Origin of the sequence: Streptomyces rubiginosohelvolus, from assembly GCF_014649875.1 — a bacterium.
Taxonomy (GTDB): Bacteria; Actinomycetota; Actinomycetes; order Streptomycetales; family Streptomycetaceae; genus Streptomyces; species Streptomyces rubiginosohelvolus.
Genome location: NZ_BMTW01000001.1, coordinates 173,539 through 192,254 on the forward strand (window position 1 = coordinate 173,539; position 18,716 = coordinate 192,254).

The window sequence follows — 18,716 nt, forward strand, 5'->3', positions numbered from 1 at the left end:
CCGCACCCGCCCCGGAGGCTGAACGGTCCCGCCCGCACGGCCCTCGGCGCCCCGGGCGGGCCCCGCCCGCACCGCCGCCCGACGGCGGGGCGGCCCCCCGCGTGGCGCATCTCACCCACCCCGGCCGCCCACGCCGCCTTTCCAAGCCGCGACGCCGCCCCGACCGGGAGATCCCACGGTCCGGGGCGGCGGCGGGCATGGCGTTGGAAGACGGGGCGGGCCGAGGGCGGCCCCCGGAGGGAGTACGCCGGGAGCAATCCCCGCGCACCCCGCGAAACGCCGCCGTAAGCTCGCGGACATGCAGGTCATCCAGTCGACGAAGCTCGCCAACGTCTGTTACGAGATCCGGGGCCCCGTGCTGGAGGAGGCGATGCGGCTGGAAGCGGCCGGTCAGCGCATCCTCAAGCTGAACACGGGCAACCCGGCCGCGTTCGGGTTCGAGTGCCCGCCGGAGATCCTCGAAGACATTCTGCGCAACGTCGCGGGCGCGCACGGCTACGGCGACGCGAAGGGCCTGCTGTCCGCGCGCCGCGCGGTGATGCAGCACTACCAGACCAAGGGCATCGAGCTCGACGTCGAGGACATCTACCTGGGCAACGGCGTCTCCGAGCTGATCCAGATGTCGATGCAGGCGCTGCTGGACGACGGCGACGAGGTGCTCGTACCGGCTCCCGACTATCCGCTGTGGACCGCGTCGGTCTCGCTGGCGGGCGGGACGGCCGTGCACTACCGGTGCGACGAGCAGGCCGACTGGATGCCGGACCTCGCGGACATCGAGCGGAAGATCACCGACCGCACCAAGGCCCTGGTGATCATCAACCCGAACAACCCGACCGGTGCGGTGTACGACGACGAGATGCTGCGCGGTCTCACCGAGATCGCCCGCCGGCACAACCTGATCGTCTGCTCCGACGAGATCTACGACCGGATCCTGTACGACGGCGCGACCCACACCCCGACGGCGGCCCTGGCCCCGGACCTCATGGTGCTGACCTTCAACGGGCTCTCCAAGAACTACCGGGTGGCCGGCTACCGCTCCGGCTGGATGGCCGTCTGCGGCCCGAAGGCGCACGCCACCTCGTACATCGAGGGGCTGACGATCCTCGCCAACATGCGGCTCTGCGCCAACATGCCCTCGCAGCACGCGGTGGCCACCGCGCTCGGCGGGCGGCAGTCGATCGAGGACCTGGTGCTGCCGGGCGGCCGGATCCTGGAGCAGCGGAACACGGCGTACGACCTGCTGACCTCGATCCCCGGGGTGACCTGCGTGAAGCCGAAGGGGGCGCTGTACCTCTTCCCCCGGCTCGACCCCAAGGTCTACAAGATCAAGGACGACCGGCAGATGGTGCTGGACCTGCTGCGGGCCGAGAAGATCATGGTCGTGCAGGGCACCGGGTTCAACTGGCCCGAGCCCGACCACTTCCGGATCGTCACGCTGCCGACGGTCGAGGACCTGACCGACGCGGTGACCCGGATCGGCAGCTTCCTGGACGGTTACGGACAGCCGTAGCCGGGCCGGCGGGCCGGGGGCGGTACGGGCAGCCGCAGCCGGTCGGCGCGCCGTGCGCGGTCAGGGCGCTGTGGGCGGTCAACGTGCTGTGGGCGGTCACGGACAGCCGTGCACCGATCACACTTCCGGATCGCAGACAACTTTAGACTGGTTCCAATGTAGGATGGTGGCACGCACCCTCGGGAGGCCATCCATGTACGAGCCGATCCGCAGCCCCTCGGTCCACACCCCGGCCGACGACGCGGACTTTCCGCACCGCAGCCGCGAGGAGGAGCTGGACATCCAGCTCGCCGGGCATCTGGCCGCCCTCCTCGCGGTCACTGACGAGCTGGGCCTGGGCACGGCGGGCGACCGTATCGCCGAGCAGGTGGCCCGGCTGCGCGGCGCCCCGCCCGCACGGCACGCGGGCCTGACCGCCGCCGCCCCGGCGGACCTCCACCGCCGCGCCCACGCCCTCGCGGGCCGCGCCCTGCTGGTGGCCGCCTCCCGCGCCGACACGACCGCCGCCATCCTCTCCGCCGAGCGGATGGACGCCCACACCGCCGCCCTCGCCGCCGCCGACGCCGCCCCCTCCGGGCAGCTGGTCGGCGCCCACTGACGGCCCCGGTCCGCGCGCCTCGGAGGCGTGCGGACCGGGTGCCACGGCTCTCACGCGTCACGCGACACCCCCCGGAACGTCACGAAAACGGGGCGGCCCCCGGAACCGTGAGGGGGTTCCGGGGGCCGGGAGGGGCGTCCTTGGTCGGGGACAGGCCCTCCGGGGCTGTCGTCGCCGACAGGCCCCGTACCGCGGCGGGTCGTTCGGCCCCACAGGTCAGGGCGGATGTCCGATGGACCGGCCGCGGGGTCCTTGAGGGGTGCCGGGATCAGCCCAGGCGCTCGACGAGCGCGTGGTACTCGTCCCACAGCTCCTTGGGCGTGTGGTCGCCGAAGGTGTTGAGGTGCTCGGGGACCAGGGAGGCCTCCTCGCGCCAGACCTTCTTGTCGACGGTGAGCAGGAAGTCGAGGTCGGCCTCGGCGAGGTCCAGACCGTCGGTGTCGATCGAGCCCTTGGCCGGCAGGATGCCGATCGGGGACTCGACGCCCTCGGCCGTGCCCTCCAGCCGCTCCACGATCCACTTCAGGACGCGGCTGTTCTCGCCGAAGCCGGGCCACACGAACTTGCCCGCGTCGTTCTTGCGGAACCAGTTCACGTAGTAGATCTTCGGCAGCTTGGCCTGGTCCTTGTCGGCGCCGACCTTGACCCAGTGGTTCATGTAGTCGCCCATGTTGTAGCCGCAGAACGGCAGCATGGCGAACGGGTCGCGGCGCAGCTCGCCGACCTTGCCCTCGGCGGCGGCGGTCTTCTCGGAGGCGACGTTGGCCCCGAGGAAGACGCCGTGCTGCCAGTCGAAGGACTCGGTGACCAGCGGGACGGCGGAGGCGCGGCGCCCGCCGAAGAGGATCGCGGAGATCGGCACGCCCTTGGGGTCCTCCCACTCGGGCGCGATGATCGGGCACTGTCCGGCGGGGACGGTGAAGCGGGCGTTGGGGTGGGCGGCGGGCGTGCCGGACTCGGGGGTCCAGTCGTTGCCCTTCCAGTCGGTGAGGTGCGCGGGCGCCTCCTCGGTCATGCCCTCCCACCACACGTCGCCGTCATCCGTCAGCGCGACATTGGTGAAGACGGAGTTGCCCCACATGGTCTTCATGGCGTTGGCGTTGGTGTGCTCGCCGGTGCCGGGCGCGACGCCGAAGAAGCCGGCCTCGGGGTTGATCGCGTAGAGGCGGCCGTCCTCACCGAACCGCATCCAGGCGATGTCGTCGCCGATGGTCTCCACGGTCCAGCCGGGGATGGTCGGCTCCAGCATGGCGAGGTTGGTCTTGCCGCAGGCCGACGGGAAGGCGGCGGCAACGTACTTGCTCTCCCCACGCGGCGGCGTGAGCTTCAGGATGAGCATGTGCTCGGCGAGCCAGCCCTCGTCGCGGGCCATGACGGAGGCGATGCGCAGGGCGTAGCACTTCTTGCCGAGCAGGGCGTTGCCGCCGTAGCCGGAGCCGTACGACCAGATCTCGCGGTCCTCGGGGAAGTGCGAGATGTACTTGGTGGAGTTGCAGGGCCAGGGGACGTCCTGCTCGCCCTCGGCCAGGGGGGCGCCGAGGGTGTGGACGGCCTTCACGAAGAAGCCGTCGGTGCCCAGTTCGTCCAGGACGGCCTGGCCCATGCGGGTCATGGTGCGCATGGCGACGGCGACGTACGCGGAGTCGGTGATCTCGACGCCGATCGCGGAGAGCGGCGAGCCGACGGGCCCCATGCAGAAGGGGACGACGTACAGGGTGCGCCCGCGCATGGACCCACGGAAGACACCATCGGCACCGGTGAAGATCTCCCGCATCTCGGCGGGGTCCTTCCAGTGGTTGGTCGGCCCCGCGTCCCTCTCCTCCTTGGAGCAGATGAACGTACGGTCCTCGACGCGGGCGACGTCGGTGGGGTCGGAGGCGGCGTAGTACGAGTTGGGACGCTTGATCTCGTCCAGCTTGGTGAACGTGCCCTTGGCGACGAGCTCCCCGCACAGGCGCTCGTACTCGGCCTCGGAGCCGTCGCACCAGACCACCCGGTCCGGCTGGGTGATGGCTGCGATCTCGTCGACCCAGGAGATGAGCTCCTGGTGGGTGGTGGGGACAGTGAGGGGAGCCGCGATGTCGCGCGCCACGATCGCTCCTACGTTGAGGGTGTCAGTTGTCTGTAGGCCCCGTGGGGGCTGCGACCCGGATGCTTCGTACCCTTCGAATTCCCCTGGCGCTCATCCGGTGCCGACTGCACTCATTTGATCATCCGACCGATCTGCCCATATGTCCAGGGGGCCTCACACGTGAGCATCGCCACTCATTTGCGCCCCATATCCGCTACCTACGGTGGCGTAGGTAGCATGCGGATATGACTGACGCTGCCACTGGCGCCGCGACCCCGGGCCCTGTCGTACTCGACCCCACCCCCGTGAAACCCCGGATGCGCGGCTGGCTGCACGCCGGAATGTTCCCGGCGGTCCTGATCGCCGGCATCACGCTGATCGCTCTGACCGACAGCACGACGGGCCGGATCGCCTGCACCGTCTACATCCTCAGCGCCTGCCTGCTGTTCGGCGTGAGCGCGGTCTACCACCGCGGCACCTGGGGGCCGCGCGGCGAGGCGGTGCTGCGCCGCCTGGACCACGCGAACATCTTCCTGATCATCGCGGGCACCTACACCCCGCTGACCCTGCTCCTGCTCCCCGAGTCGACGGCCCGGCCGCTGCTGTGGGCGGTCTGGGCGGCTGCGGCGGCAGGCATCGCCTTCCGCGTCTTCTGGGTCGGCGCACCGCGCTGGCTCTACACACCGTGCTACATCGCGATGGGCTGGGCGGCGGTCTTCTTCCTGCCGGACTTCATGCGGACGGGCGGTATCGCGGTCCTGGTCCTGGTGATCGTCGGCGGGGTGCTCTACAGCGCGGGCGGCGTGATCTACGGCATCAAGAAGCCGAACCCGTCGCCGCGCTGGTTCGGCTTCCACGAGGTCTTCCACTCGCTGACGCTGGCGGCGTTCATCGCGCACTACGTGGGCATCTCGCTGGTGGCGTACCAGCACGGGTAGGCGCCTTCGGGTTACGGAAGAGGGGCCGATCGCACGAAGCGACCGGCCCCTCACTCGTACTGAGGGTCTCTCAGCCGCCCAGCTTGCCCGCCAGCTCCCCCGCATCCGTCGTCGGCGCGTCGCAGACGAAGTGGCGGCAGACGTACGCGGTCGGCTCGCCGCCCACCAGCGGCCGGTCCACCAGCAGCGGGAACTCGGCCCCGGCCCCTTCGCCGGCCGCGACCACCGCGCCCGGGGCCCGCCCCAGCAACGCCGTACGGTGCAGCTCACCGCCGACCGGTCCCGCAACGGCGACCTCCCGGGGCCCGTCGAGCAGCGCCTCGGCCACGGCGAGCCCCCAACCGACGAACCGGGGGACGCGCGGCCCCAGCGCCTTCACCACGCCGAGCGCGCCCTCGGCGGCGGTGCGGTGGGCCTCGGACCCGGTGTACGCGGCGTACGAGAGCAGCGCCCCAGCCGCGGCCGTCCACCCCGACGGGGTGGCGCTGTCGGTGGGGTCCTGGGGCCGCCGGATGAGCTGCTCGGCGTCATGGGCGGTGTCGTACAGCTGACCGCCCTCCCCCGTGAACTGCTCCAGCACGATGTCCAGCAGGAACCCGGCGAACTCCAGCCAGGCGCCCTCCCCCGTCACCGCCGCCAGCGCGAGGAACCCCTCCGCGACATCGCCGTAGTCCTCCAGCACCCCGGCGTTGTCCCCGGCGCGCCCGTCCTTGGAGGTACGGGTCAGCCGGGCCACCTCGCCCAGATGCACCCGCACCAGCAGGTCGGCGGCCTCGGTGGCCCGCTCCACGAGGTCGGGCCGGTCGAAGTAGGCGCCGGTCTCGGCGAGGGCGGCGATGGCCAGCCCGTTCCAGGCGGCGACGACCTTGTCGTCCCGCCCCGGGTGCGGCCGCTCGTCACGGGCGGCCAGCAGCCGGGCCCGTACGCCGGCGACGCGGGCGGCGTCCACGGGCCCGGTGTCTCCCGGCAGCCGCAGCACGGAGGCGCCTTCCTCGAAGGTCCCTTCCTCGGTCACCCCGAAATAAGCCGCGGCGAAGGCGGCATCGTCCTCCCCCAGCACCTCACGCAACTGCTCGGGCGTCCACACGTAGAACGCCCCTTCGACGTGCCTACCCTCGGCGTCCTCGCTGTCGGCATCGAGCGCGGAGGCGAAGCCGCCCTCGGCGGTCCGCAGCTCGCGCACCATGAAGTCGGCGGTCTCCAGGGCGATCCGGCGGGCCTCGTCCGACCCGGTGGCCCGCCAGAGATGGGCGTACACCCGGCAGAGCAGGGCGTTGTCGTAGAGCATCTTCTCGAAGTGCGGGACGATCCACTCCCGGTCCACGGAGTAGCGCGCGAACCCGCCGCCGAGCTGGTCGTAGATCCCGCCGCGGGCCATCGCCGCGCAGGTGTCGGCGGCCATCTGAAGAGCCCCTTCGGCCCCGGTCCGCGCATAATGCCGCAGCAGAAATTCCACGGCCATGGCCGGCGGGAACTTGGGCGCGCCCCCGAACCCGCCGTGCTGATCGTCGTACTCCCGGGTCAGCCCGAGCAGGGCCTGAGCCACCTCGGACTCCCCCGGCACCCCGTCCCCACCGTGGACCAGCGACCGCCCCGCCAGATCGGCCACGATCCGCCCGGCCACCTCGGCGACCTCTTCCCGCCGGTCGGTCCAGGCGGTCGTGACCCCTTCCAGAACCTGCTGGAAGGAGGGCGAGCCGTGCCGGGGCTCGGGCGGGAAGTAGGTCCCGAAGTAGAAGGGTTCGGCATCCGGCGTGAGGAAGACGGTCATCGGCCACCCGCCGTGCCCGGTGGCGGCCTGAACGGCCTCCATGTACACGGCGTCGACGTCGGGCCGCTCCTCCCGGTCGACCTTGACGGGCACGAAGTGCGCGTTGAGGTAGGCGGCGGTCTCGTCGTCCTCGAAGGACTCGTGCGCCATGACGTGGCACCAGTGGCAGCTGGCGTACCCGACGCTGAGCAGCACGGGCACGTCCCGCTTCCGGGCCTCTTCAAACGCCTCGGGCGACCAGGGCCACCAGTCGACGGGATTGTCGGCATGCTGGAGGAGGTACGGGGAGGTGGTCTGCGCAAGTCGGTTGGCCATGCCCCAATCCTCGCGCACCCGCCGCCACGACGCGGCTGCGCCACGGGGCGGGGTGGGAAGGGGCAGGTGGGACGGGTGGGCGCTGCGGATGCCGGGCGGCGCGGCATCGGCGGACAGTGGACCGGCCCCAGGAACACGGCCCCTCGGAGAGGCCAGGACCGGCCGCGTCATCCCGCTTGCTATCGTCCAGCTGCGCAGTGGCCCGGTCAGCCAGAGGAGGACGCATGCCCACAGAGGTCGCCCTCTGGCGGATTGAAGAGGATGGGAAGGCTCAGCCTCTTGGGGCGGCGGTGATGCCGTCCGAGAACAGCCTCGAGGACATGATCGAGTCAGACCCTGACATTCTCGGCGAGACGCTGCTCATGATCGGCCGCCAGGTGCACACGGCGAACGGTGGCAGGATCGATCTGCTCGCCATCGACGCCGAGGGCATCATCCGCGTGCTGGAGCTGAAGAAGCACCGCACCCCGCGCGAAGTCCTCGCCCAGGCTCTCGACTACGGTTCCTGGGTTCAGACGCTCTCCCACACCGCGATCCTCGACCTCTACGCCGACTACCGATCCGACCGGGGCCTCGGCTTCGAGGCCGCGTTCGAGGACCGGTTCGGCATACCAGCTCCCGAGGCTTTGAACACAGGCCACCGACTCACCATCGTCGCGGCCGAACTCGATGCCGCGACAGAGCGGATCATCGAATACATCAATGGCTTCGGGGTGCCCGCGAACGCCGTCCTCTTCCGGTACTACGCCGACGGCGACGCTCGGTACCTGGCACGCAGCTGGCTCCTCGACGAAGCCCACACCGCCGCCGCGGCCACAGGGAAGGCCGTCTCCCGTGAGCCGTGGAACGGGCGCGACTGGTACGTCTCCTTCGGCGCCGACGACGTCGTCCGTTCCTGGGACGACGCAAGGACTTACGGCTTCACCTCCGCCGGGGGCAAGAACTGGTTCACCCGCACCCTGCGCAGTGTTCCCGTGGGGGCCCGCGTGTTCGCATACATCCCGGGCGAGGGGTATGTCGGAGTCGGCGAAGTCGCCGGTCCCGGGGCTCCGTTCACGGATGCGCGCATCACCTTCGACGGAATCGATCAGCCGCTCTCCGGGCTTGACCTGGAGGGAACCTATCGCCACTCCGACGACGACACCGACCCGGACGCCGTCGAATACGTCGTCCCCATCAAATGGCTGAGCACGCGCGTCCGCAGCGAAGCATTCAAGAAGCCCGGCCTGTTCGCGAATCAGAACACGGCCTGCAAGCTCCGCAACAGAGCTACTCTCGACGCCCTCTACGAGGAGTTCGACCTCGGCACCGTCGACTGAGGAAAGAGCCCCCGCCCCGGGATCAGCCTCGGCCAACCGACCCAGGTCGTCCGCTCCTTGACCCTCCCTTGCCCTGCGCCCCTCGCGCCGGAGCGCCCCACGCAGGACACTTGACCCCGACGCTTGGTATCTGACGCTTGACATCTGACGCTCCGGAACCCGGGATCCGGAACGCAGCTCTCGGAGGGGGACACATATGCGGGACAGCCATCGGGCGGAAGCCGAGAGGCTGTTGGTGCGGGCCGTGGAGGAAGAGGCGCGGCGCAGCGGTGGGCGGACCGATGCGGGGGCGCTGATGTCGCGGGCGCGGGCCGCGCTGGACACCATGGCCGCCAGCGCGGGCGAGGAGTACTCCGCGTACACGCAGGCGCTGGACTCGGCGGCGGCGGGTGACCGGCCGCTCGCGGAGCGCTTTAGCAGAGCGACGCTCGGAACGCCCCTGCTGGTGACGGGAGTTGCGGCGGCCGCCGCGTTCGGCGCGGATCTGGCGCTCGGTGCGAACACCGGTCTGGCGTTCGGCGCGGGCGCGGCCGTGGCGGTGGCCGGCACGGCGACGACCGTGGCGAAGGTGACCGCCTCGCACTGGCCCGCCGCCCACCGCCGGGCCGCGGCGGCCGGACAGCCGGGCGGGGCCGAGCAGTTGCGGCTCCAGTGGCTGACCGCCCTGGAGGTACGGGGCATCCGCCCGTATCTGGACCAGCAGCGGATGCTCAACCCCGCCAAGCGCACCCCGAAAAAGCAGACCACCCCGGTGGTCAAGCAGTTGCGCGGCGGCGACCGCAGCGCGGCGGCCCGTACCCGGGTGGTGCTGGAGCAGTCGTTCGGCCATCTCCCGCAGGCGGAGGGGCCGTTCAGCGGGCGGCGGACCGAGCTGGCGCAGATCGCCCGGTGGGTGCACGCGGCCCGCGCCTCCACCCAGACCCGGCCGACCGTCGTCGTGCTGCACGGCGCCCCGGGGTCGGGGCGGACCGCGCTGGCGGTGCGGGCGGCCCACACGCTCAAGGACCAGTTCCGGGGCGCGTGCGTGGTCGATCTGCGCGGCCAGGTCGCCGGGGAGAACCCGCTGCCGACCCGGGACGCCCTGCTCCATCTGCTGAACCGGCTGGGCGCGCCGCGCGAGCAACTGCTGTTCCGGGAGGGCTCGTCGGCGGAGCAGCAGGTGCGGCGGCTCTCCGAGCTGTACCACCAGCACCTCACGGGGACGCCGGTCACCATCGTGCTCGACGACGCGACGGACGCCGGTCAGGTGCGCACCCTGGTGCCGGAGCGCTCGGACAGCCTGGTGATCGTCACCGCCCGGGAGCCGCTGGAGCTGCCCGAGGACCTGGCGGCCTGGGTGCACCACCTGCCGGTCGGCGCGCTGGACGCGGCGGGCGCGGAGGAGCTGCTGCGGGAGGTCGCCGAGGAGGACGAGACCGGGCCGTACGACTACCCGTCCACGGACGCGATCGTGGAGCTGTGCGGCGGGCTGCCGCTGGCACTGCGGGTGGCCGGTTCCGCGCTCGGGGCGCGCAGTCGGCACACACTGGCGGAGGACCTGGGGGCGTACGGGCCGGTGGACCCGGTCGAGCGGGCGCTGTGGCTGCGCTACACCGACCAGGGCGACCAGGCCCGCCGACTGCTGCGGCGCCTCGCGCTGGCCGGCCGCGCGAGCCTCGGCGCGGCGGCCGCCGCCTCGCTGCTGGCGGCGGACGAGCAGGAGGCGGACCGGCTGCTCACCGTGCTGGCGCGGGCCGGGCTGCTCACCCGCGTACGGGGATCGCGCTACCGGCTGCACGACCTGGTGCGGGCCTTCGCGCTGGCCCGGCTGCTGGACGAGGAGGAGCCGGCCGAGCGGACGGCCGCCCAGGAGCGGCTGCTGACGAACTACGCGGAGCTGGCCGACGCGGTGATCCGGATGGTCGACGGGAAGATGTCGACCCGCGCCGGGCAGTTCGGCTCGCACGGCTTCGGTTCGCTGGACTCGGCGCTGCGCTGGCTGGACGACGAGTCGAGCTTCATCACCTCCGCGCTGCGGCACGCGGAGGGCGTCGACCAGGGCACGGTGCTGCATCTGCTGGGCGCCCTGTGCGACTACTGCCTGCTGCGCGGCGACCTGTACCGGCTGGGCGAGATCAGCGAGCTGACCCAGGCCGTGGACCAGGGGCTGCTGGAGCGCTCGGTGCAGTGGCGTACGGGCATCGCGGCCCGGCAGCTCGGCGAGCTGGACAAGGCCCGCACCACCCTGTCCTCCGTCGTCGGCCTCTACCACCAGGCGCAGAACGACGCGGGCGAGGCGCTGGCCCTCTGCTCGCTCGGCATCACCCTGCACCACCAGGGCAATCTGACCGAGGCGGCCGCCCGGCTCGGCGAGGCGCTGGCCCTCCAGTCGTCCGAGGCGCAGGCCGAGGACCGGGCCTGGACCCTGCACGCGCTGGCGGCCGTGGAGCGCGACCGGGGCGACCTACCGAAGGCGCTGGCGCTGCTGGCCGACGCGCTGCGGCTGCACCGGGAGGGCGAGTCGCTGCACGGCGAGGCGTGGACGCAGTTCCAGCTGGGCCAGGTCCGGCTCCGCACGGGCGAGGTGGCGGCCGCCGAGGAGGCCCTGAGCAGCGCCCTGGAGCTGTACGGGCGCACCCGCGACGGGCGCGGTGAGGCGTGGGCGATCACCCAGCTGGCCCGGGCCCGGCTGCTCGACGAGGACCCGGCCGCCGCGCTGGAGCAGCTGCGGGACGCCCTGGCCCGTCACCGGGACAACGAGGACGCGCGCGGCGAGGCGTGGACCCTGTACTACCTGGGCCAGGCGCTGGAGGAGGACGGGGACACCGATCAGGCCGTACGGGAGCTGGAGCGGGCCCGCACGATGTTCTCCCGGATGCGGGACGTGTACGGGCTGGCCTGCGCCCGGCACCACTCGGGCCGGGTGACCCGGGACCAGCGGGCCGCGCAGACGGGCAACCTCCGCAATTCGGGGTTCGCCCGGCAGCTGCTGATGGACGCCCGGGCCGATTTCCGGCGGATCAAGGTGCCGTACGGCGAGGCGTGGGCCTGCGTGGAGCTGGCGTTGATCGACGCGGGCAACGGGCGGGCCCCGCAGGCGCTGGAACTGTGCGGGGAGGCGGCGGAGCTGTTCGCCTCGTACGGGGACGCGCGGGGCGGCGACTGGGCCCGGTTCCTGCGCTGCACGCTGCTGCCTTACGCCTCGCCCGGGGGCAGCGAGGTGGGCACGGTGGTCGCCCAGCAGGAGCTGGCCGAGCTGATCGAGGCCCGGCATCCGGCCAGGGACGCCAAGCTGGAGCAGTCGGCGGCGGCGTTCGCGATGGCGCTGGAGCGGGGCGTCGACCTGGAGGACGGCTGGCAGGCGTGGCGGCTGGGGCTGACCCCGGGCCGCGGCGCCGGCCAGATCATGGGCGTGGCGGTGGAGCCGGCGAGGCCGTGACGGGATGAGCGGCGGGTGCCCTCGACCGGTTACGCCCCGGCGCGGGCGCCGGACCGGCCGCACACGCCACGGAACGCGCCCCGTCCGTGACCCCGCGCGGCACCGGGAGCCCCGGGCCGCGCGCCCACGACCGTACGAGCGGGGAGCACGACCGCACGGGACGGGAAAACGCCGAACGAGGCGTCCGGCCACCCGGCCGGACGCCCTTCCCGTGTCCGTACGCGCGAAGTCGGCTCCGTACGCGCGAAGTCGGCGCGCTACTTGCCGGGCGAGGCCGCCTTGCCCTTGTCGCCGGCCGGCTCGGCCGCCACCGCGTCCGGGTCGGGGGCCTCCTCGAAGTTCACCCGGCCCATGTGGCGGTTCATCGACTTCATCAGGGCCCACACGCCGACGGCGAGCGCGGCGAAGACGAGGAAGCCGAGGACGCCGGGGGTGACCTTGTTCTTGTCGAGCTCTTCGGCTGCGAGCGGGACGAGGTGCGTCAGTGCCTGGGTCGCGTACATATCAGGCATTGTCGCGGATGCCCGCGAAGAGGTCGCTCTCGGGGAGGGAGGTATCGACCAGAGACTTCGCCAGCTCGTACTCCTCGGTCGGCCAGACCTCGCGCTGGATGTCCATCGGGACGCGGAACCAGCCGCCCTCGGGGTCGATCTGCGTGGCGTGCGCGATCAGCGCCTTGTCGCGGATCTCGAAGAAGTCGTCGCAGGGGATGTGCGTGGTCAGGGTGCGTTCGACGCGCTCGAACTCCTTCCACCGCTGCAGCCACTCCCCGTACGGCGACTCCAGGCCCCGGGCGAGGAGCGCCTCGTGCAGGGCGACGGTGCGCGGCCGGTTGAAGCCCTGGTTGTAGTAGAGCTTCCGCGGCGTCCAGACCGGGCCGAACTCATCCTCGGGGAAGCGCTCCGCGTCGGCCGCACCGTCGAACGCGATCATCGAGATCGTGTGCGTCATGATGTGGTCGGGGTGCGGGTAGCCGCCGTTCTCGTCGTACGTGGTGATGACCTGCGGCCGGAACGCGCGGATCTTCGCCACCAGGCGCCCCGCGGCGAGCTCGGGGTCCTCCAGGGCGAAGCAGCCCTCGGGCAGCGGCGGGAGCGGGTCACCCTCGGGCAGCCCCGAGTCGACGAAGCCGAGCCACTCCTGCTGGACGCCCAGGATCTCCCGGGCCTCGTCCATCTCCTTCTTGCGGACCTCGTGGATGTTCTTCTCGATGTACACGTCGCCCTGGAGCTTCGGGTTGAGGATGGAGCCGCGCTCGCCCCCCGTGCAGGTCACGACCAGCACGTCCACCCCCTCGGACACGTACTTGGCCATGGTGGCCGCGCCCTTGCTCGACTCGTCGTCGGGGTGGGCGTGAACGGCCATCAGTCGCAGCTGCTCAGTCAAAGCTCGATCCTCAGTCATTGGTCGCTCTGGTCGATCATCGGTCGCTGGGGTCCATCCGGTCGGCGTGGGGCGCGATCGGGTGACGGGGGTGCGGCTTCTATAGTGACTGAACGAGGGGCCGGAAAATTCCTCCCTGCCCGGTCCGGAGGGAACGATCATGACGACGGTTCGCGAGGCTGCGCCCGAGGGGCGGTACGGCCGGACCGAGGACCAGCGTGCGGACCGCAAGCTGAAGATCGTCGGGTCGGTCCTGGGCGTCGCCCTGCTCGGTGTGATCGGGTGGATCGGCTACGACTACGTGGGCAACCAGGGCATCAGCGGCGAGATGATCAAGTTCAAGGTCGTCTCCGACACCCGGGCCGACGTCCACCTGGAGGTCCGCAAGGACCGTGAGGGCCACGGCTACTGCGTGGTGCGCGCGCTCAGCGAGGACGGCTCCGAGGTGGGCCGCAAGGAGGTCCGGTTCGACCGGGCCGAGGACCGGATCGACGAGGTCGTGACCGTGGTGACCCGGTCCCGGGCGACCGCGGTCGAGCCGATGGGCTGCACGGCCGACGACGGCCCGCGCGGCTGATCCGGCACACCGCCCTGACCTGCGACGACACGCGGTGTGACGGCCGGTCCTGGCGTGTGACGGTTTACCTTCTCCCCCTTTTCCTGCGGAATTGTTAGGCTCGTGGTTTCGCCCACCCGCAGAGGCACATGCTTCTGGGTAGGGCGATGCTTTGTATTCCCAACCCTTCCCAGCATTCCCAGCACTTCCCAGTACCGACGAGGAGCACCTGTGACCCAGACCAGCGAGAACGTCACCTGGCTCACGCAGGAGGCGTACAACCAGCTCAAGGCCGAGCTGGAGTACCTGTCTGGTCCCGCGCGCACGGAGATCGCCGTCAAGATCGCGGCGGCCCGTGAGGAGGGTGACCTCCGGGAGAACGGCGGGTACCACGCGGCCAAGGAGGAGCAGGGCAAGATGGAGCTGCGGGTGCGCCAGCTGACCCAGCTCCTGGAGCACGCGAAGGTCGGCGAGGCGCCGGCCGACGACGGCGTGGTCGAGCCCGGCATGGTCGTCACGATCGCCTTCGACGGCGACGAGGACGACACGCTGACCTTCCTGCTCGCCTCCCGTGAGTACGCCAGCACGGAGATCGAGACGTACTCCCCGCAGTCCCCGCTCGGCCTCGGTGTGAACGGCAAGCGGACCGGCGACGACGCGGACTACGAGCTGCCGAACGGCAGGACCGCCTCGGTGAAGATCCTGGCGGCGAAGCCGTACACGGGCTGACCGTCCGGCCCACCACGACGCATACGACGCGGGAGCCCCGGCCTTCTTGATGAAGGCCGGGGCTCCCGCGTCGTCGGTCGGTCCTCGATGGCTCAGGTGGCGGCCGAGCGGTACTTGCGGACCGCGAGGGTGCGGAAGACCACGATGATCAGCACCGACCAGATGATCGAGGCGATGATCGGGTGCTCCATCGGCCAGGCCCCGGTCACGGACTTCGGCACGCCCGGCATCGTGTTGCCGAACAGTTCGCGGGCCCCCGCCACCGTGGCGCTGAACGGATTCCACTCGGCGACGTGCTGGAGGAACGTCGGCATGCCCGTGACCGGGACGAAGGCGTTCGAGATGAACGTCAGCGGGAACAGCCAGATCAGCCCGCCGGAGGTGGCCGCCTCCGGGGTGCGCACGGACAGGCCGATCAGCGCGCCGATCCAGGAGAACGCGTAGCCGAGCAGGAGCAGCAGGAGGAAGCCGCAGATCACCTTGCCGATGTTCTCGTGGGTGCGCCAGCCCACCAGCAGGGCGACCCCCGCCAGGACGACGAGGGTGAGGGTGGTCTGGACGAGGTCGGCGAGGGTCCGTCCGGTGAGGACCGCGCCCCGGGCCATGGGCAGCGACCGGAAGCGGTCGATGAGTCCCTTGTGCATGTCGTCGGCGATGCCCGCGCCGGCGCCCGCGGTGGCGAAGGTGACGGTCTGGGCGAAGATGCCCGCCATCAGGAACTCCTTGTACAGCTGCGGGTCGGTGGAGCCGCCGATGCTGATCGAGCCGCCGAAGACGTAGGTGAACAGCACCACGAACATGATCGGCTGGATCAGTCCGAAGATCACCATCTCGGGGATCCGGGTCATCCGGATCAGGTTCCGCTTCGCGACGACGAGGGAGTCCTTCACGGACTGCGTGACGCCCCCGGAGGGGCGGGGTGCCGGCGTGGGGGCGTCCTTGGCGATCGCGCTCACCGGGCGTCCTCCTTCTTGTCCTCGTTGTCCTCGTTCTGGTTGGCCTCCGCCGCGTGGCCGGTGAGGGAGAGGAAGACGTCGTCGAGCGTGGGCCTGCGCAGGGCGATGTCGTCGATCTCCACGCCCTGGGCGTCCAGGTCGCGGATGATCTCGGCCAGCAGCTTGGCCCCGCCGCTGACCGGCGCGGTCAGCTTGCGGGAGAGCTGGACGACGGTGACCTCGCCCTTGCCGAGGGAAGTCAGGACGGAACGGGCGCGCTCGATCTCGTCGGGGCGGTGCACGACGACCTCGACGCGCTCGCCGCCGGTGCGGGCCTTGAGCTCGTCGGAGGTGCCGCGGGCGATGACCTTGCCGTGGTCGATGACGCAGATGTCGTTCGCGAGGCGGTCGGCCTCCTCCAGGTACTGCGTGGTCAGCAGCAGGGTCGTACCGCCCGCCACCAGGTCCTCGATCACGTCCCAGAGCTGCTGCCGGTTGCGCGGGTCGAGGCCGGTCGTCGGTTCGTCCATGAACATCACGGGCGGCGACACGACGAGTGCCGCCGCGAGGTCGAGGCGTCGGCGCATACCGCCGGAGTACGTCTTGGCGGTGCGGTCGGCGGCGTCGCCGAGGTTGAACCGGTCGAGCAGGACGCCCGCGCGGGCCTTCGCGTCCCGGGCGCTCAGCTGGTAGAGCTGCCCGACCATCTGGAGGTTCTCCCGGCCGGTCAGATACTCGTCGACGGCGGCGAACTGCCCGGAGAGTCCGATCGAGCGGCGTACCTCGTTGGGCTTCTTCAGTACGTCGATCCCGGCCACGGTCGCCGTGCCGCTGTCCGGGCGCAGCAGCGTGGTCAGCACCCGTACGGCGGTGGTCTTGCCCGCGCCGTTGGGCCCGAGCAGTCCGAGGACGGTGCCCTCGGGGACGTCGAGATCGACGCCGCCCAGGGCTCGGACGTCACCGAAGGTCTTCACCAGACCCTCGGCGTGGATCGCACCTGGCATGGAGAGACTCCCCCGTCACTTTTGGATGACTGCACCCGTACACGGCTCACTCGGCGCTTATTCGGCGATCCTAGGATTCTCGGGGCGGCGCCGCGCGCTGAATGGCAAGATCCGGCCAGTCGGCGGGAAGTGGACGGTCAGCCTATGACCCGGTAGCCCTCCGCGCGCAGTGTCTCCTCGACGTCCGCGCAGTGCTGCGGGCCCTTCGTCTCCAGATACAGGTCGACCTCCGCCTCGGTCAGCCCGAGGCGCGGGTCGGTCCGCACATGGCTGATGTCGAGGACGTTGGCGTCGGCCACGGTCAGCGTGGCCAGCAGGGCGGCGAGCGCTCCCGGGCGGTCGGTGAGCCGCAGCCGGAGGCTGAGGTAGCGGCCCGCGGCGGACATCCCGTGCCGCAGGATGCGCTGCATCAGGAGCGGGTCGACGTTGCCGCCGGACAGCACGGCCACCACCGGCCCGCGGAACGCCTTCGGGTCGCTGAGCAGCGCGGCCACCGGGCTGGCCCCGGCGGGCTCGACGACCAGCTTGGCCCGCTCCAGGCAGAGCAGCAGCGCACTGGACAGCTCGTCCTCGGTGACCGTGCGGACCTCGTCGACCAGCTCCTCGACCAGGGCGAACGGTACGTCGCCGGGGCGGCCCACCTTGATGCCGTCGGCCATCGTGGCCGGGGCGTCCAGCGAGACGGGGTACCCGGCGGCGAGGGAGGGCGGGTAGCAGGCGGCGCCCTCGGCCTGGACTCCGACGATCCGGACGTCGGGGCGCAGGGCCTTCACCGCGACGGCGACGCCCGCGGCGAACCCGCCGCCGCCGATGCCGAGGACGATCGTGCGGACCTCCGGGCACTGCTCCAGGATCTCCAGTCCGACGGTGCCCTGGCCCGCGATGATGTCGGGGTGGTCGAAGGGGTGGATGAAGACCGCGCCGGTCTCCTCCGCGTACCGCTGGGCGGCGGCGAGGGTCTCGTCGACGACCTGGCCGTGCAGCCGCACCTCGGCCCCGTACTCGCGGGTCGCGGCGACCTTGGGCAGGGGCGCCCCGACGGGCATGAAGACCGTGGAGCGTACGCCGAGGAGGGACGAGGCGAGCGCGACGCCCTGGGCGTGGTTCCCGGCGCTGGCGGCGACCACCCCGGCCGCCCGCTCCACCGGGGTGAGGCCGGAGATCCGGACGTAGGCGCCGCGCAGTTTGAAGGAGCCGGTGCGCTGGAGGTTCTCGCACTTGAGGTGGACCGGGGCGCCGACCAGCTCGGTCAGATGGCGGCTTCCCTCCAGTGCGGTCACCCGGGCCACCCCGTCCAGCATTTTCTGCGCGCCCCGGACGTCGTCGAGGATCAGGGCGGGGTGGTGGGCGGTCGCGCGGAAGTTCATGCCCGCAAGTCTTGCAGCTCGGACGGGGCGCGGCAGACTTGTCCATGGCGGCCTGCGGTGGTGTCCGCAGGTTTGTGCGGCACTGGTACACGTTGCCCCGGGGCCGCGTACTCTGTCCCCCACTCATCCGACACCGCACGAAGAGAGTCCCCGGCCATGCCCCCACAGGACATGACGACTGCTGCGTCTCCTTCCGGGGGCGCCGCCCCCGAACACCCGGGCCCCGACCGCCTGCTGGACTCGCTCCAGCACCAGGTGGCGGTCTTCGCCCGCCGTGCCGAGCAGACCCGCCTCGGCGGTGTCGGCCAGGTCCGCAACTCGATGGACCGGGCTGCGTACCTGCTGCTCAACCGTCTGGACAAGGAAGGCCCGATGGGCGTCAAGGCGCTGGCGGCCGGGATGGGGATCGACTCGTCGACGGTGACGCGGCAGGTCGCGCCGCTCGTCGACACCGGTCTGGTCAAGCGCACCTCGCACCCGGAGGACGGCCGGGCCGTGGTGCTCCAGCTCTCCCCGCGCGGTCAGGCCCGCCTGGAGGAGGTCCGCGCCTCGCGGCGTGAGCTGATGTCGCAGGTGACGGACGGGTGGACGGAGGAGGAGCGGGACACGTTCTGCGCCCTGCTCACCCGTTTCAACGGCTCGCTGGCCGCCCGGCAGGCCGCGTACCAGCCGCCGCAGCCGGACTGACCCGCTTCTCCCGGTCCCGCCTCCCTCTCCGTGCCGCCCGCCCCGCGCCGCACCCGTGAAGGCCCCTGCCCCGAGCGGCGGCGCCCTGCCGTACGCTTCCTGAAGAGTTTCCCGA

15 protein-coding genes are annotated in these 18,716 nt (G+C 71.5%); 8 read left to right on the plus strand and 7 right to left on the minus strand.

Going from position 1 to position 18,716, the window contains the following annotated elements:
- Positions 1-298 precede the first annotated feature (298 nt).
- Both IE134_RS00775 and IE134_RS00780 read left to right on the plus strand, forming a co-directional pair.
- On the plus strand, positions 299-1,510 hold the full coding sequence (locus IE134_RS00775) for a pyridoxal phosphate-dependent aminotransferase (RefSeq protein ID WP_032783126.1): 1,212 nt from the start codon (positions 299-301) through the stop codon (positions 1,508-1,510).
- A 193-nt stretch (positions 1,511-1,703) separates the two neighbouring features.
- On the plus strand, positions 1,704-2,108 hold the full coding sequence (locus IE134_RS00780) for an SCO4983 family protein (protein ID WP_032783125.1): 405 nt from the start codon (positions 1,704-1,706) through the stop codon (positions 2,106-2,108).
- A gap of 268 nt (positions 2,109-2,376) precedes the next feature.
- Here IE134_RS00780 and IE134_RS00785 read toward each other — a convergent pair whose 3' ends face one another.
- Positions 2,377-4,200, minus strand: a complete 1,824-nt coding sequence (locus tag IE134_RS00785) for a phosphoenolpyruvate carboxykinase (GTP) (protein WP_189429363.1) — start codon at positions 4,198-4,200, stop codon at positions 2,377-2,379.
- A gap of 224 nt (positions 4,201-4,424) precedes the next feature.
- Here IE134_RS00785 and trhA point away from each other — a divergent pair, with 224 nt between their 5' ends.
- Entirely contained in the window at positions 4,425-5,117 is a 693-nt protein-coding gene (trhA, locus tag IE134_RS00790; RefSeq protein ID WP_030711091.1) for a PAQR family membrane homeostasis protein TrhA, read from the plus strand.
- Between the two features lie 70 nt (positions 5,118-5,187).
- On the opposite strand, the gene IE134_RS00795 is transcribed toward trhA, so the two are convergent.
- Positions 5,188-7,203 (minus strand): thioredoxin domain-containing protein, encoded by a 2,016-nt coding sequence (locus IE134_RS00795; RefSeq protein WP_098018236.1) that lies wholly within the window; start codon positions 7,201-7,203, stop codon positions 5,188-5,190.
- Between the two features lie 224 nt (positions 7,204-7,427).
- Here IE134_RS00795 and IE134_RS00800 point away from each other — a divergent pair, with 224 nt between their 5' ends.
- Complete coding sequence (locus IE134_RS00800) at positions 7,428-8,522, plus strand: endonuclease NucS domain-containing protein (protein WP_189429365.1); 1,095 nt, start codon at positions 7,428-7,430, stop codon at positions 8,520-8,522.
- A gap of 196 nt (positions 8,523-8,718) precedes the next feature.
- Positions 8,719-11,940: a tetratricopeptide repeat protein gene (locus IE134_RS00805; RefSeq protein ID WP_098895544.1), complete on the plus strand. Its 3,222-nt coding sequence runs from the start codon at positions 8,719-8,721 to the stop codon at positions 11,938-11,940.
- Between the two features lie 257 nt (positions 11,941-12,197).
- Here the strand turns inward: IE134_RS00805 and IE134_RS00810 are convergent, their stop codons facing one another.
- Together IE134_RS00810 and mca are read right to left on the minus strand one after the other, a co-directional pair.
- Positions 12,198-12,443, minus strand: coding sequence for a hypothetical protein (locus IE134_RS00810; RefSeq protein ID WP_030711084.1), 246 nt, complete (start codon positions 12,441-12,443; stop codon positions 12,198-12,200).
- A 1-nt stretch (position 12,444) separates the two neighbouring features.
- Positions 12,445-13,326, minus strand: coding sequence for a mycothiol conjugate amidase Mca (gene mca, locus IE134_RS00815; protein ID WP_098895545.1), 882 nt, complete (start codon positions 13,324-13,326; stop codon positions 12,445-12,447).
- Positions 13,327-13,483: 157 nt separating this feature from the next.
- Here mca and IE134_RS00820 point away from each other — a divergent pair, with 157 nt between their 5' ends.
- Positions 13,484-13,900 (plus strand): DUF4307 domain-containing protein, encoded by a 417-nt coding sequence (locus IE134_RS00820; RefSeq protein WP_029182089.1) that lies wholly within the window; start codon positions 13,484-13,486, stop codon positions 13,898-13,900.
- Positions 13,901-14,110: 210 nt separating this feature from the next.
- Entirely contained in the window at positions 14,111-14,608 is a 498-nt protein-coding gene (greA, locus tag IE134_RS00825; RefSeq protein WP_006127137.1) for a transcription elongation factor GreA, read from the plus strand.
- 92 nt (positions 14,609-14,700) lie between these two features.
- Here greA and IE134_RS00830 read toward each other — a convergent pair whose 3' ends face one another.
- The 3 genes from IE134_RS00830 to ilvA form a co-directional block, all read right to left on the minus strand.
- Positions 14,701-15,564, minus strand: a complete 864-nt coding sequence (locus IE134_RS00830; protein WP_030711080.1) for an ABC transporter permease — start codon at positions 15,562-15,564, stop codon at positions 14,701-14,703.
- Entirely contained in the window at positions 15,561-16,547 is a 987-nt protein-coding gene (locus IE134_RS00835) for a daunorubicin resistance protein DrrA family ABC transporter ATP-binding protein (RefSeq protein ID WP_030711078.1), read from the minus strand. Before IE134_RS00835 ends, IE134_RS00830 begins: the two co-directional genes overlap by 4 nt.
- 137 nt (positions 16,548-16,684) lie before the next feature.
- Positions 16,685-17,914, minus strand: coding sequence for a threonine ammonia-lyase (ilvA, locus tag IE134_RS00840; protein ID WP_030711076.1), 1,230 nt, complete (start codon positions 17,912-17,914; stop codon positions 16,685-16,687).
- Between the two features lie 156 nt (positions 17,915-18,070).
- On the opposite strand from ilvA, the gene IE134_RS00845 reads away from it, so the two are divergent.
- A complete protein-coding gene (locus IE134_RS00845; RefSeq protein WP_030711075.1) occupies positions 18,071-18,601 on the plus strand; it encodes a MarR family winged helix-turn-helix transcriptional regulator in 531 nt (176 codons plus the stop codon).
- Positions 18,602-18,716 lie beyond the last annotated feature (115 nt).

Excerpts from the sequence above, each read along its gene's own strand:
- IE134_RS00810 (WP_030711084.1), bottom strand. The coding sequence starts at position 12,443 with ATGTACGCGACCCAGGCACTGACGCACCTCGTCCCGCTCGCAGCCGAA.
- IE134_RS00845 (WP_030711075.1), top strand. The coding sequence starts at position 18,071 with ATGCCCCCACAGGACATGACGACTGCTGCGTCTCCTTCCGGGGGCGCC.
- IE134_RS00805 (WP_098895544.1), top strand. The coding sequence starts at position 8,719 with ATGCGGGACAGCCATCGGGCGGAAGCCGAGAGGCTGTTGGTGCGGGCC.
- ilvA (WP_030711076.1), bottom strand. The coding sequence starts at position 17,914 with ATGAACTTCCGCGCGACCGCCCACCACCCCGCCCTGATCCTCGACGAC.
- IE134_RS00820 (WP_029182089.1), top strand. The coding sequence starts at position 13,484 with ATGACGACGGTTCGCGAGGCTGCGCCCGAGGGGCGGTACGGCCGGACC.
- IE134_RS00775 (WP_032783126.1), top strand. The coding sequence starts at position 299 with ATGCAGGTCATCCAGTCGACGAAGCTCGCCAACGTCTGTTACGAGATC.
- IE134_RS00795 (WP_098018236.1), bottom strand. The coding sequence starts at position 7,203 with ATGGCCAACCGACTTGCGCAGACCACCTCCCCGTACCTCCTCCAGCAT.
- IE134_RS00800 (WP_189429365.1), top strand. The coding sequence starts at position 7,428 with ATGCCCACAGAGGTCGCCCTCTGGCGGATTGAAGAGGATGGGAAGGCT.
- IE134_RS00835 (WP_030711078.1), bottom strand. The coding sequence starts at position 16,547 with ATGCCAGGTGCGATCCACGCCGAGGGTCTGGTGAAGACCTTCGGTGAC.
- trhA (WP_030711091.1), top strand. The coding sequence starts at position 4,425 with ATGACTGACGCTGCCACTGGCGCCGCGACCCCGGGCCCTGTCGTACTC.
- IE134_RS00780 (WP_032783125.1), top strand. The coding sequence starts at position 1,704 with ATGTACGAGCCGATCCGCAGCCCCTCGGTCCACACCCCGGCCGACGAC.